Genomic DNA, 14,024 nt, shown 5'->3' on the forward strand with positions numbered 1-14,024 from the left:
TGACCTTTTTATGACGTACTGGTATACTTGAAGAAAAAGGAGAGAGCGATGGAGATAAAAAAAGTTTACTTTTCACAGAAAATGTCGCTGTATTCGCCTATCCAGCAAGCAAAACAACCCCTTCCATTTTTTCAAAGTCATCAAGAAAGTAGAGACGCTTTTTGGCGTTCTACAAAAAAGCAATGTGCTTTTAAAGCAGTATCGAAAAAATATACCGTCTATTTTACTATTGCTAAAAGTAGAGGAGATGTTATTTTTAATAATCTGTTGATTGAAGGTGAAACTTTTGAATGGAAAAAATTTTTTCGGTATATGGAAGCTTGCGCTCGTTTTTTTATTAAAGAAAACTGTTGTTTTTTATTTCAATCTCCTCTATCAGAAGAATGGTTGCGTATTTTTCATAAAAACGGCTATCAAGGAACCACACAATTAAATAAAAAGCTGGTCTATCATACAGCACTTGTTTTAGGTGGAGGAGGAGCGCACGGTGCTTATCAGATTGGTGTGTGGCAGGCGCTGAAGGAACATGATATCAACTTTGAGATTATCACAGGTACCTCGGTAGGTGCGTTGAACGGCGCATTGATTTTACAAGGAGATATGAAAAAAGCTGTGAATTTATGGAAAAAGCTGTCGACAAGACAAGTGCTTGCGTTACCAGAAATGGCTGCGGTTGAAGACCTTCGTGAACGCTTCTATCGAGAAAGACGCCAAATGACGAAAACAGCACTAATTGAAGGCGGGGTTTCTTCTGCTCCATTGGAAAAGATGGTCAAAGACAATTTGGATTTGTCCTTACTCAAACATAATCCCAAAATACGTTTATATACGGTGTCTACTAAACTGCCAGAACTAGCGGAAGTAGTGACTGATATCCAACAGACAAAAACAGAAGAAATACCAGATTGGATACTCGCCTCTGCTTCATTTTATCCCGCTATGGCTTATCGAAAGATCGGAAAAAATAAATATGCAGACGGTGGGTATCGCAACAAAATACCTATTGATATTGCGATTAACAAAGGAGCAACAGAGGCATTTGTCGTAGATGTGCAAGGACCAGGCCCAGCGAAAAAAATTCGTATGCCAGACATTTTTATCCATTGGAAATGTCAAACATTGTGGACACTAGGCAGCTTTCTGCTTTTTGATAGCCAAAGGAACCAATTAAATTTACAATTAGGCTATCTGGAAATGAAAAAACGATTAGGCTATTACTATGGGAACTGGTATACATTTCATTCTGTTAAACCTGCAAGAACATACTGGCGAGGATTTTTGTCTTACTTAACAAAAGAAATTCAGTTAGAATTATCTTTTTTCAAAAGCATAAAATTTTGGCAAAAACTGCGTAATTTATATAAGAACAGGGTCGTACCAGAGACATGCGGATTGGCGATGCTAGAACTTTTAGCAAAAAAACATTTTTTACTGCCCAATGAAATCTATCAAGTAGACATGATGATTCAAATGATCTGCCAACAAGATATAAAAAGTATGCCGGATGATTTATTGGCACAAATTGGTCAATTAAGTACTGAAGAATGGCGAAGGTATCGAAAATACCAGCAAAAAATACAAAATGAGCGCACGAAAACTGTTTATTTTGATTATCTGCTACAAGGAAAACGCAAGGATCGTTTGCAGCATGAATTGCTTAAGCAACCAGTTGACACATTACTGATCCTATATTTATATTATCTCAAGGAGGAACAACCATGGCACAAGAATTTTCATATGAAATCGTAGAAGAAATCGCTATATTGTCAGAAAACAACAAGGGGTGGCGTAAAGAACTGAACCTAGTCAGCTGGAATGGTCGCCCGCCAAAATTCGATCTTCGAGATTGGGCGCCAGACCATGAAAAAATGGGGAAAGGCCTGACATTGACGAACGAAGAGTTTGAACAACTGCAAAAAGCAATAGAAAATATGTAATGAGGAAGGACCCTGTCGAATGAAAAGTATGACTGGTTTTGGCAAAGCCATCCGCGAAACAAAAGCGTATCAGTTAGATATTGAAATAAAAAGTGTCAACCAGCGTTTTCTAGATGTTCAAATACGAAGTCCTAAAATCCTGAACTTTGTTGAAAACGATTTTCGTCAGCTTATTAAACAGCAGTTAAGCCGCGGTCGAATCGAAGTATTTGTGAATCTAGCTTATATTGGCAAAAACGAAAAACAGATCGTCATCAACTGGGAATTGATTGATTCACTTATCACTCAATTGACAGACGGAATTCAACAACGATACGGTAGTCAAAATCAAGTGTCAATTAGTCGGATGGCGGAACGCTTCGCGCTGGACGAAAACTTCGTAACGGTAGAAGAAAAACCGGAAGAGAGCATGGAAGAATTGGCACAGTTAGCTCTAGATACATTGAAAAGCGCACTTGATTCTATTGAGGCGAGTCGAGAAAAAGAAGGTCAAGCTTTAGCTTTAGTGTTGAAAAAGAATACTGAAGAATTCAAAGAAGTACTAAAAAAACTCGATAGTTTTGTAGAAATCTATGAAAAGGAATTTCAAATAAGGTATCAAAAAAAGCTGGAGGAATTTCTTGGAGCGAAAGTCGATGAGCAACGGTTGTTGACGGAGCTAGCCATCTTGTTGGAACGCGGAGATATTCACGAGGAACTGGATCGTCTGGCGATCCATGTACAAAAACTAGATGAACTTATCGAAGCACAATGTCCTGTAGGTCGGGAATTAGATTTCCTGATCCAAGAAATGAATCGGGAAATCAACACGATCGGTTCCAAATCAAATGCAATCGAAATTAAAAATCAAGTCGTCCAGTCTAAGACGATCTTAGAAAAAATCAGAGAGCAAGTACAAAATATTGAATGACGAAAGAGGTAGAGATAATGAAATACTATGACGTAACGTTCCACGAATTAAGTGGAAAAACTGTTGTAAAACGGGATATCCCTTCTGAAAAAAACGGCTTTGACGTATGGAAAGATGCCTGTGCAGACTATAATGAGAACGAACTGTTTATTTTGATCAACGACGGTGCTTACGTGACGATGAATCGGAAATTTATTGTTCGAATCGACACAGAAGAGGTAGAAGATCCGACAGAAAAAGCACGTTCTCGAAAAGATGAAATCATGGGTGTAGTGAATACTTTGTCCAATATGGGCTTTTAGCAAGGATGCTGAACAAAGAAATACAATAAATAATCAGAATTGGATTTCTTCGCTTAGCTTCTTTGCTCTAGGAATACATTTAAAGGTTGTGACAAAATTCGTGTCACAATCTTTTTTTATTTTGAATAAGTGATGTTCAAAAACCATTTTCTCGGTATTAAGCCAAATTTATGCAAAAATGTGAGAAACTATTTTCACAAAATTTTTCTTCATACTCGAAACTAATCGGCTTCTTCACGACCTCTTATACACGGCGTTCAAAAGCTTGCATCTGCGGTAATAACCCCAACCAAACGAAAAACATGAGAAGCTGTTTATGTTTGGCTGTTCTTATTACTTGATGCAGGACAGCTTTTTTACAACCTCTTATACACGGCGTTCAAAAGCTTGCATCTGCGATAATAACCCCAACCAAACGAAAAACATGAGAAACTGTTTATGTTTGGCTGTTCTTATTACTTGATGCAGAACAGCTTTTTTACGACCTCTTGGTACAGGGTAGCTTTTTTACCAATTTCTAGCTATAATTAAAGATAACCTTGAAAGTTGCAGAAAAAAAGTGCAAAATAAACGATAAGTACAAAAAGACTAGTTGAAAGGACGTCGTCATGTCAGAGCGTGGATTATTAATCGTGTTGTCTGGTCCATCCGGTGTAGGAAAAGGCACAGTACGAAAAGCAATTTTTGAGAGTGAGGATAATGATTTTCAGTATTCGATCTCAATGACTACCCGTAAAATGCGTGAAGGGGAGGTCGAAGGCGTTGATTATTTCTTCCGAAGCAAAGAAGAGTTTGAATCAATGATCGAAGCTGGAGAGATGCTGGAATACGCAGAATATGTCGGGAATTATTATGGAACTCCTTTGTCATATGTCAACAAGACATTGGATGAAGGAAAAGATGTTTTCTTGGAGATTGAAGTCCAAGGAGCAAAACAAGTCAAAGAAAAAGTGCCCGATGGTGTATTCATCTTTTTGACTCCGCCAGATTTAGCGGAATTAAAATCACGGATCGTAGGCCGAGGAACAGATGCAGATGAAGTAATCGAAGAACGAATGAAAGTTGCAAAAGAAGAAATCGAAATGATGGCTCTTTACGACTATGCTGTTGTAAATGATGAAGTGCCGCTAGCAGTTGAACGAATCAAAAACATTATTGCCAGTGAACATTTTCGAGTAGATCGCGTAATCGGTAAATATATTAAAATGTTAAAGGAGATGTAGTCTTATGATGTTAAAACCTTCAATTGACTCACTATTAGATCGTGTAAATTCAAAATATTCTCTAGTGATTTTAGCAAGTAAACGCGCGCATGAATTGGATGCAAGTGCACAGCCTACTCTAGATTCTTTTGATTCAGTAAAAAGCGTCGGTCAAGCTTTAGAAGAAATCGATGCAGGAAATGTAGTCAATGATCCACATCCTGAATTAAAACGTGAACGTTTGAAGATGGAAGAAGAGGAACGTCAAGCACAAAAAGAGCGTGAACAACACGAATTGGAATCACGTATCCGTGAAGAGCAAAAAATGTAATAAAGAAAAATAGAGCGAACATCTAAAAAGAAAAGCAAACCCAGCTGTTTCCTTTTCAAACATTCGCCACTTATTGTCTGGTAGAAAAGGCTGTGTCTGAACTTTTTGACACAGTTCTTTTTTTTCTTATCTGCTGTTAATTTTTTGTTAGGATTTGGCAGAAAATAAGACAAATCCATCGATCTCTAGTAAAATAGGCAAGGAACTTTTTGTCGCTTGATAAGAAAAGACAAAAAAAGGAGGAAACGAACCATGACATTAACAGCTGAAGTCATTGTGGACGTACCTACTATGCAGACCGATCAGCCATTCACTTATTTGGTTCCCTCTGAAATGAAAACAGCTTTGCAAGTCGGGATGCGAGTAGAAGTCCCTTTTGGTAATGGCAATCGTCATGTCCAAGGATTTGTTATGGCTATCCAAAAATCAGAAGAATCAGCTAATCCATCTTTGAAGGCAGTTATTCGTTTGCTAGACCTTGCTCCGGTGGTCAATGAAGAATTGCTTTCATTAGCTGATTATATGAAAAAAATTACTTACGCATTCAAAATCACTTGTCTACAAACGATGCTTCCGAGTGTGATGAAAGCAGAATATGATAAATTGATCTATCCTTTGGCAGACACACCAGAAGTTCAGGTATTGTTTGATCAGCGAGAAGTGATTTCCTGGAAGGAAGCAGAAGAAGAAGGCAGCCTTTCTCAATTGATTCGCTGGCGCCAAGAGCAATTAGTAGATATCAAATATGAAGTCCATACACGAAATAAAGTAAAAACGATTCGTTTGGTCCGTTCTTTGTTAACTGAAAAGCAAATCGAAGAAGAATGGGCAAAATTACGGCAAAATGCCAAGAAACAAAAAGAACTTCTTTTGTGTTTATCTGAACTGAGCCAAGAAGAACCAATTGCTTATTTCAAAAATAAAGGAATCAGTACTGCTGTCTTGAATCAAGGAAAAGAAAAGGGCTGGCTGGAGTTTATAGAATCAGAACGTTATCGCGACCCTTATAAAGACCGAGTATTTGACCAAACGACGGCATTGGAACTGAATGCAGAACAAAAAAATGCTGTCGAACAAATCATCACAGCAGGTCAGCAGCAAAAAGATCAGGTCTTTTTGCTGGAGGGAATCACTGGCAGCGGGAAAACAGAAGTATATCTTCAGGCAATCGCTGATGTTTTGTCAGAAAATAAAACGGCGATCATGTTAGTGCCTGAAATCGCATTGACTCCGCAAATGGTCGAGCGATTCAAAGGACGCTTCGGAGAATCAGTTGCGGTCTTACATAGCGGACTTTCCCAAGGTGAAAAATATGATGAATGGCGCAAGATTGAGCGGGAAGAAGCGCAAGTAGTAGTAGGCGCACGATCTGCTATTTTTGCCCCGCTGAAAAATATCGGGCTGATCATTATCGATGAAGAACATGAATCAAGTTACAAACAAGATGAGACACCGCGTTATCATGCGAGAGATCTAGCAATTTGGCGCAGTAAATATCATCATTGCCCAATAGTTCTAGGAAGCGCGACGCCCTCTTTAGAATCAAGAGCACGAGCTCAAAAAGGCGTTTATCAGTTATTGCAGTTGAACCACCGAGCCAAAGCAGCTGCACAGCTTCCAGCTATTGAGATCGTAGATATGCGTGAAGAGTTTCAGAATCATCGGACCTCTACTTTTTCTGCTAATTTGCAGGAAAAAATACAAAATCGATTAGACAAAAAAGAACAAACTGTCCTACTGCTCAATCGTCGAGGATATTCGTCTTTTGTGATGTGTAGGGACTGTGGATTTGTTCTTCCATGTCCTAATTGCGATATCTCTCTTACACTGCATATGGATACACGTTCAATGCGCTGCCATTATTGCGGACATGAAGAACCTATTCCCAATCGCTGTCCTAATTGTGGCGGCAATAAAATCCGCTACTATGGAACAGGTACTCAAAAAGTAGAAGAGGAACTCCGAGAACTTTATCCGCAAGCTAGGATTTTGCGTATGGATGTAGATACCACTCGAAGAAAAGGGGCACACGAACAGATTTTACAAAAATTCGGTGCAAAAGAAGCAGATATATTATTAGGGACACAAATGATTGCTAAAGGTTTGGACTTTCCAGAAGTGACATTAGTTGGGGTGTTGAATGCTGATACCTCCCTGAATTTACCGGATTTTCGTTCTAGTGAGCATACATTCCAATTGCTTACCCAAGTTTCAGGACGAGCAGGGCGAGCGGAAAAAGCAGGCGAAGTCGTGATCCAAACATTCAATCCTCAACATTACGCCATAGAATTGGCTAAAAAACAAAATTATGAGCAGTTTTATCAGCAGGAAATGCATGTACGGCATCGTGGAGGCTATCCTCCTTATTACTTTACTGTGAAAATAACCGCCAGCCATCCTGAAGAACAAGTAGCGGCAAAGAAAATCTTTCAGATTGCCAATCAGCTAAAAGAAGTGTTAAGCCCTCAAAGCTTGCTATTAGGGCCAACGCCCAGCATGATTTTGAGAGTGAAAAACCGATATTATTATCAACTAATCATCAAATATAAACATGAACCGAATCTTCCTCATGTTTTGGATGAAATTTTGAATGGAAGCCAGAAAGAACAGCGACAAGGTCTTTTTGTGGCAATTGACAACGAACCATTAAACTTTATTTAAGAAAGGGCCAAATTATGCGCTATCCTATATTGATCCACCCTAATGATAAATTAAAAAGAACTGCTCAGCCAATCGATGTAATCACGGACGAGACAATCGCTTTATTAGACAATTTATATGAGACAATGATTGCGAATGACGGAATAGGGATCGCTGCTCCTCAAGTAGGACAAAACAAGAGAATTGCTGTGATCGAAGTAGATGAAGGCGAGAAATTTGAACTGATTAACCCAGAAATCATCGAAGCAAAAGGTGAAAGCCTTGACGTAGAAGGTTGTCTCAGTATTCCGCATGTCTATGGAACGGTCAAGCGAGCAGATGAAGTGACCGTGCGTTATTATGATCGAGACGGAGAAGAGATAGAAGTGACGGCTTTTGGCTATTTAGCCCGTGCCTTCCAGCATGAAATCGATCACTTAGACGGTATCTTGTTCATTGAGAAAATGATACAGCAGATCCCGGAAGAAGAACTTGAAGAATATATGGAGGAACATCTTGATGACTAAGCTAGTATTTATGGGCACACCTGCTTTTTCTGTGCCGATTCTTGAAGGGCTGATAGAATCAGGTTACGAGATCCAGGCAGTGGTAACACAGCCCGACCGTCCAGTTGGGCGGAAACGAGTAATTACGCCGACACCGGTAAAAGAAGCGGCTCTGAAGCACGGTATCCGTGTGCTGCAGCCAGAGAAAATCTCCGGTTCGCCAGAAATGGAAGAAATCATTGAATTGGCGCCTGATGTGATCGTCACTGCGGCATTTGGCCAATTCTTGCCTGAAAAGTTATTGCAAGTACCAAAATTAGGGGCAATCAATGTCCATGCTTCTTTACTTCCTAAATATCGGGGAGGTGCGCCTGTTCATTATGCCATCATGAATGGGGAGAAAGAAACTGGTGTAACGATCATGGAAATGATCAAAAAAATGGATGCAGGCGGAATCTATGCGCAAGAAAGCATACCAATCACTAAACAAGATGATGTAGGGACGATGTTTGAAAAGCTTAGCCTTTTAGGAAGAAAGCTATTGTTAGAAACATTGCCCAATATTTTGGATGGACAAAAACCAGTACCTCAAGACGAGTCAGAAGCAACTTTTTCGCCAAACATCACACGGGAACAAGAAGCAATCGATTGGCATAAAACTGCAGAAGAAATTGACAACCAAGTACGCGGAATGCGTCCTTGGCCAATTGCATTCACGACCTATGAGGGCATACGCTGGAAATTATTATCGGTTGAAGTATTGGAAGAAACTACAGACAAAGCACCTGGTACGATCATCCGGAAAGACAAAAAAAATCTATGGATTGCTTGCGGTAAACAGACCGTCTTAGCCATCAATGAATTACAGCCAGCTGGTAAAGGAAAACAGGCCGTACATGATTTCCTTAACGGAAGCGGTCAGCAAGTTCAGATTGGTCAGCAGGTGAAATAATGAAAAAAATCCCTAAAAAAATGAAAAAATCAGTACGATATATGGCATTACTGACATTAGAGCGAGTGAACAAGGGTGGCGCCTACTCGAATCTTTTGTTGAATGAGATGATCAAACAAAGCGAGCTAAATCAAAAAGATGTGGGTTTATTTACAGAATTGATCTACGGTACGATTAGCCATCAGCGACTATTGGAATTTTACGTTGCACCATTGATCGCTAAAGCAAAAAAAGTGGATGACTGGGTCAAGACGCTTCTTTATCTTTCTGTATACCAATTAGAATTTTTAGATAAAGTCCCTGCACATGCTATTTTAAACGAGGCGGTCGAAATCGCAAAAGTAAAAGGAAATCCTGGGACAGGGAAATTTGTAAATGGTGTCTTGAGGAATTATCAGCGTCAAGGAGCACCAGATCTGCAAGGCATTGCTGATCCTATCGAAAGACTTTCTGTCAAAATCAGCCTGCCTCTATGGATGACGAAACGACTGGTGGATCAAATCGGATACGAAGAAACTGAAAAGCTCGGTTTATCGCTATATCAGCCTAGCCATGCTAGTGCCCGAGTAGATACACGCCGACTTTCCAGAGATCAGGCCATCACTGTTTTGCAAGAAGAAGAGATCACAGCTGAAAAAAGCCAAGTCAGTCCATACGGTATAGTAGCGAAAAAAGGGCATTTAGCTTCTAGCTCATTGTTCCACGATGGCGTCATGACGATCCAAGATGAAAGTTCGATGCTTGTAGCGCCGTCTATGCAAATCGAGCCTGAACATCATGTCTTAGATGCCTGTGCAGCACCCGGAGGTAAGACGACGCATATTGCTTCTTTTTTAGATCCGTCATGCGGTGGAGAAGTGGTCGCTTTAGATGTACACGAACACAAAGTCAAACTCATTGAAGATAATGCAGCACGTCTAGGTGTCTCTTCTGCTGTCTACGCTCAAAAGATGGATGCTAGAGAAGTCAGTAAACAGTTCGAAGCAGAGCAGTTTGATCGGATTTTAGTAGACGCGCCTTGTTCAGGTCTTGGGCTGCTTCGGCGAAAACCAGATATTCGTTATAAAAAACAGCCGGATGAATTAGCGAATTTACCAAAAATCCAATTGGAAATTTTAGAAAGCTGCGCACCAGCTTTAAAGTCTTCCGGTATTCTGACTTATAGCACTTGTACGATCTTAAAAGAAGAAAACCAAGACGTTGTTTCTGCTTTCTTGGAAAGACACCCTGATTTTGAGAGGATTGATGTTTTGACCAATCCTATGCTACAATCATCAATCGAAGAGAAAATGTTGACTTTGTATCCGCATCAGTTTTACACAGATGGATTTTTCATTTGTTGTTTGCGCAAAAAGTAATGAGGTGAAAAAATGCAGATTGAATATCAATCAGATGTAGGAAGACGACGTAACACAAATCAAGACTATGCCAGTGTATTTACCAGCCGTTCAGGTCTCAAGCTTGCTGTATTAGCAGACGGGATGGGTGGTCATCGTGCCGGAGACATTGCCAGTCAGATGGCGGTAACGAATCTAGGCGAAGCTTGGGAAAAACAAGAAGCTGTTGACGATGAAAAAATCGCCCAATGGTTCATTCAATCGATTCAAGAAGAAAATATGCTGATTTATCAACGTGGACAAGAACAGCCGGAATATAACGGTATGGGAACAACAATCGTAGCGGCCGCTCTGTCAGATGACTGGTTCACGATTGCCAATGTTGGGGATAGCAGAGCTTATTTGATTCGTGAAGATAAAATCATGCAATTGACGGAGGATCATTCTTTAGTCAATGAACTAGTCAAATCAGGAGAAATCAGCGAAGAAATGGCAGTGAACCATCCAAGGAAAAATATTTTAACACGTTCTGTCGGCATGCCTGGAACAGTCGAAGTAGATGTTTCTACTCATCTTTGGCAACTAAAAGATCGACTGCTGTTATGTTCAGATGGCTTGACGAACATGCTGTCTGAAGAAGAAATAGGAACGATCATCAATCAAGAAGGCCCATTGTCTCATAAAGTAACTGAGCTGATTGATCGTGCCAATGAAGCAGGCGGAGCGGATAATATCACCGTTCTTCTTATCGAATATAAGGAGGACAGTGTATGATCGAGTTGGGAAAAAAATTAAATGGCCGTTATCAAATCACTGGAAATATCGGTAGCGGTGGTATGGCAAATGTATTTTTGGCGCACGATTTAATCTTGGATCGTGATGTAGCAGTTAAAGTCTTACGATTTGACTTTCAAAATGACCAGACTGCGATTCGACGATTTCAGAGAGAAGCTTTAGCAGCAACAGAACTCGTTCATCCAAACATTGTTAGTGTTTACGATGTTGGTGAAGAAGACAACATGCAGTATCTGGTGATGGAATACGTCAAAGGAATGGACTTGAAACGATATATCCAAACACATTATCCTGTTCCTTATGAAACAGCAGTAAATATTATGCAGCAGATCCTTTCTGCTATTTCTTTAGCTCATAACCATCAAATCATCCACCGAGATTTGAAACCCCAAAACGTACTGATCGATAATGAAGGTGTTGTAAAAATCACGGATTTCGGGATTGCTATCGCTTTATCTGAAACATCGATCACGCAGACGAATACGATGCTAGGATCTGTTCATTATCTGTCCCCTGAGCAGGCCAGAGGAAGTATGGCAACGAAGCAGTCAGATATTTATGCTTTAGGGATCATCCTTTATGAGATGTTGACGGGTAGCGTACCGTTTGATGGTGAATCTGCTGTAACAATTGCTTTAAAACATTTTCAAGATGATCTTCCATCTATAAAAGCACTTGATCCAAATGTGCCACAAGCACTGGAAAACGTGATTTTACGGGCAACGGCTAAAGAACCTGCAGACCGTTATAAGTCAGCCGAGGAAATGTCTGATGATCTTTCTACAGTATTATCACCAGCTCGTGCAAACGAAGAAAAATGGCAGCCTCATGCGATGGATAATGAAACAAAAGTTATCACACCCCTTACGGAAGATGCACCAATGCCTGATTCATTCAAATCTATGCCTCTGCCAAAAGACAAGCCAGAAAACGAAACCTTACCAGAGGAGGAAGAAGTTCTGCCTGATCCTAAAAAGAAAGGACAGAAAAAATGGTGGCTGATCCTATTAGCTATTCTTGCTGTTTTAGGAATCGGAACAGCTGTATTCTTTGCTTCTGGCGGGCGAGGAGAAGTTGTTGTTCCTGATGTTTCTGATCTTTCTGAAGCTTCTGCTAGAGAAACACTCGCAAAAGCGAAATTAGAAGTAGCAACAAAAACAGAAGAAATTGCAGATGACAAAATCGAAGAAGGTAATGTAGTGAAGACAGACCCGGCAGCGGGAACGACAGTCAAGCAAAAACGCGAAGTCACTCTGTATATTAGTAGCGGCACGAAAAAAATCAAATTAGATGATTACAGTGGTAAAAGTTATGAAGATGCCGAAGCAAGTTTGAAAGAATTAGGGTTTTCTGCTGACTTGATTCAAAAAGAAGAGGAATTCAGTTCAGAGGTAGAAAGCGGAATGATCATTTCGCAATCTCCATCAGAAGATACAGAAGTCGATCCTAAAACAGACACGATTACTTTCACAGTCAGCAAAGGACCAGAAACAGTGACTTTGAGTAGTCATGTAGGAGAAAACTACGAAACTGTTCGTAATTGGCTTGTTACACAAGGATTCAATATCAATAATATTAGTGCTACTTATGACTATAGCGACACTGTACCATCAGGTTCGATCATCAGTCAGGATCCAGCCTCGGGTGAAGTTGTAGCAGAAGAAACTTACATCAATTTTGTCGTAAGCCAAGGAACAGAGCCTAAATTGAATGATATCTCCGGCTATACAAAAAGCGAAGCACAAAGTTATTTAGCTAGTGTCGGTGCAGAATATATCGGGCATGAGACTTCCGAATATTCAAACACGGTGGATAAAGATAAAGTGATTCGTACAGTACCAGGGGCAGGAACGACAATTACCAAAGGAATGGTTGTGAACGTAATTTACTCTAAAGGACCAGATCCAGCGTCTTCTAGTTCTGAAAAAGACTCTTCAGACAGTTCTAGCAGCTCAAGTAGCTCCAGTAGCACAAGCAACTCTTCAAAAGAAGAATCTTCCAGCTCCACAAGTTCATCAGCTAGCACCTCAGAAAGTTCAAAATAAGTGCTGAATAAAATATATCAGAAGGGAATGCGACATTGATTTGTTGCATTCTCTTTTTTGTGTTTCTATCTCTTTTGATCAATTTTCAAGCCATATACTTTGAGAAGTTTGCATGGAATAACACCTACTTTCCTCTTCGTATGGTAAAATAAACAAAAACGGAGGTGGCACTTATCAAAGGACAAATCAGAAAAGCAATCAGCGGTTTTTACTATGTATACGCAAACGGAGAGACCTATCAAACAAGAGGAAGAGGAAATTTCCGGAATCGGAAAATCACGCCGCTTGTCGGAGATCAGGTGATCTTTGAGAGTGAAAATCAAACAGACGGCTATCTTCTGGAAATCTTGCCGAGAAAAAATCAATTAGTTCGCCCACCAGTCACAAATGTTGATCTTGGAATCATTGTCACAAGTATCGTAGAGCCTGCATTTTCTTATAATCTACTTGACCGCTTTCTAGTTACCTTGGAATACGAGTCGATCGAACCGATTATTTTTTTGACAAAGACCGACTTGTCAGACGACCCAGAAAAAATCGAAGAGATCAAGCAAACCTATACTAAAATAGGCTATCCGGTGATTGTACCCAATCATACGGGTGATACGACAGAACTGATCCGTTACTTCCCAGAACGGCTATCGGTCTTTATGGGTCAGTCTGGAGCAGGAAAATCGACGCTACTGAATCAAATATCACCGGAACTGAATTTAGCAACAGGAGAGATTTCTGATGCACTTGGAAGAGGACGGCATACAACACGTCATGTGGAACTGATTCCTATCTATGGCGGGTTAGTAGCAGATACACCAGGATTTAGCTCGATTGACTTTTTGACAATTGAAGCAGGAGAACTGCCGAGACAATTTCCTGAATTTGTAGAAGCTTCTGTCCATTGCAAATTTAGAGAGTGCATGCATGCTAAAGAACCTGGCTGCGAAGTAAAACATAGAGTAGAAACAGGTGGTATCGCACAGACACGTTACGACAATTATTTGCAATTCTTACAAGAAATCGAAAAAAGAAAACCAATGTATGCAAAAAAAGAAGGTAAACGAAAATAGGAG

Annotated in this window: 13 protein-coding genes; all 13 read left to right on the forward strand. The window is 40.1% G+C overall.

From position 1 onward, the window contains the following. The first annotated feature begins 48 nt into the window (after positions 1-48). The 13 genes from RG571_RS02090 to rsgA all read left to right on the forward strand — a co-directional run bounded on the left by RG571_RS02090 (position 49) and on the right by rsgA (position 14,021). Entirely contained in the window at positions 49-1,749 is a 1,701-nt protein-coding gene (locus RG571_RS02090; protein ID WP_308947463.1) for a patatin-like phospholipase family protein, read from the forward strand. Then, the gene (locus tag RG571_RS02095) at positions 1,719-1,937 is read left to right on the forward strand and encodes a YdbC family protein (protein WP_002287352.1); all 219 of its coding nucleotides are present in this window, start codon (positions 1,719-1,721) and stop codon (positions 1,935-1,937) included. The genes RG571_RS02090 and RG571_RS02095 overlap by 31 nt, the downstream gene beginning before the upstream one ends. A 19-nt stretch (positions 1,938-1,956) precedes the next feature. Further along, on the forward strand, positions 1,957-2,847 hold the full coding sequence (locus RG571_RS02100) for a YicC/YloC family endoribonuclease (RefSeq protein ID WP_002287354.1): 891 nt from the start codon (positions 1,957-1,959) through the stop codon (positions 2,845-2,847). Between the two features lie 17 nt (positions 2,848-2,864). Further along, a complete protein-coding gene (locus tag RG571_RS02105) occupies positions 2,865-3,149 on the forward strand; it encodes a hypothetical protein (protein WP_002287356.1) in 285 nt (94 codons plus the stop codon). Between the two features lie 608 nt (positions 3,150-3,757). Further along, positions 3,758-4,372, forward strand: a complete 615-nt coding sequence (gmk, locus tag RG571_RS02110) for a guanylate kinase (RefSeq protein WP_002287358.1) — start codon at positions 3,758-3,760, stop codon at positions 4,370-4,372. 4 nt (positions 4,373-4,376) lie between these two features. Then, positions 4,377-4,682: a DNA-directed RNA polymerase subunit omega gene (gene rpoZ / locus RG571_RS02115; protein ID WP_002287365.1), complete on the forward strand. Its 306-nt coding sequence runs from the start codon at positions 4,377-4,379 to the stop codon at positions 4,680-4,682. A 252-nt stretch (positions 4,683-4,934) separates the two neighbouring features. Then, complete coding sequence (gene priA / locus RG571_RS02120; RefSeq protein ID WP_002339713.1) at positions 4,935-7,343, forward strand: primosomal protein N'; 2,409 nt, start codon at positions 4,935-4,937, stop codon at positions 7,341-7,343. A gap of 14 nt (positions 7,344-7,357) precedes the next feature. Next, complete coding sequence (def, locus tag RG571_RS02125; protein ID WP_002287369.1) at positions 7,358-7,849, forward strand: peptide deformylase; 492 nt, start codon at positions 7,358-7,360, stop codon at positions 7,847-7,849. Continuing rightward, positions 7,842-8,780: a methionyl-tRNA formyltransferase gene (gene fmt / locus RG571_RS02130; protein WP_002298189.1), complete on the forward strand. Its 939-nt coding sequence runs from the start codon at positions 7,842-7,844 to the stop codon at positions 8,778-8,780. The genes def and fmt overlap by 8 nt, the downstream gene beginning before the upstream one ends. Beyond that, positions 8,780-10,138: a 16S rRNA (cytosine(967)-C(5))-methyltransferase RsmB gene (gene rsmB / locus RG571_RS02135; RefSeq protein ID WP_002298188.1), complete on the forward strand. Its 1,359-nt coding sequence runs from the start codon at positions 8,780-8,782 to the stop codon at positions 10,136-10,138. The genes fmt and rsmB overlap by 1 nt, the downstream gene beginning before the upstream one ends. A gap of 12 nt (positions 10,139-10,150) precedes the next feature. Continuing rightward, positions 10,151-10,891 carry a Stp1/IreP family PP2C-type Ser/Thr phosphatase gene (locus tag RG571_RS02140; RefSeq protein ID WP_002287376.1) on the forward strand — a complete coding sequence of 247 codons (741 nt, stop codon included), beginning with the start codon at positions 10,151-10,153 and terminating at the stop codon, positions 10,889-10,891. Further along, on the forward strand, positions 10,888-12,957 hold the full coding sequence (gene pknB / locus RG571_RS02145; RefSeq protein WP_002318855.1) for a Stk1 family PASTA domain-containing Ser/Thr kinase: 2,070 nt from the start codon (positions 10,888-10,890) through the stop codon (positions 12,955-12,957). The genes RG571_RS02140 and pknB overlap by 4 nt, the downstream gene beginning before the upstream one ends. Positions 12,958-13,121: 164 nt before the next feature. Then, complete coding sequence (rsgA, locus tag RG571_RS02150) at positions 13,122-14,021, forward strand: ribosome small subunit-dependent GTPase A (RefSeq protein ID WP_002287379.1); 900 nt, start codon at positions 13,122-13,124, stop codon at positions 14,019-14,021. Positions 14,022-14,024 lie beyond the last annotated feature (3 nt).

Origin of the sequence: Enterococcus sp. FR204 (assembly GCF_031143325.1) — a bacterium.
GTDB lineage: Bacteria > Bacillota > Bacilli > Lactobacillales > Enterococcaceae > Enterococcus_B > Enterococcus_B faecium.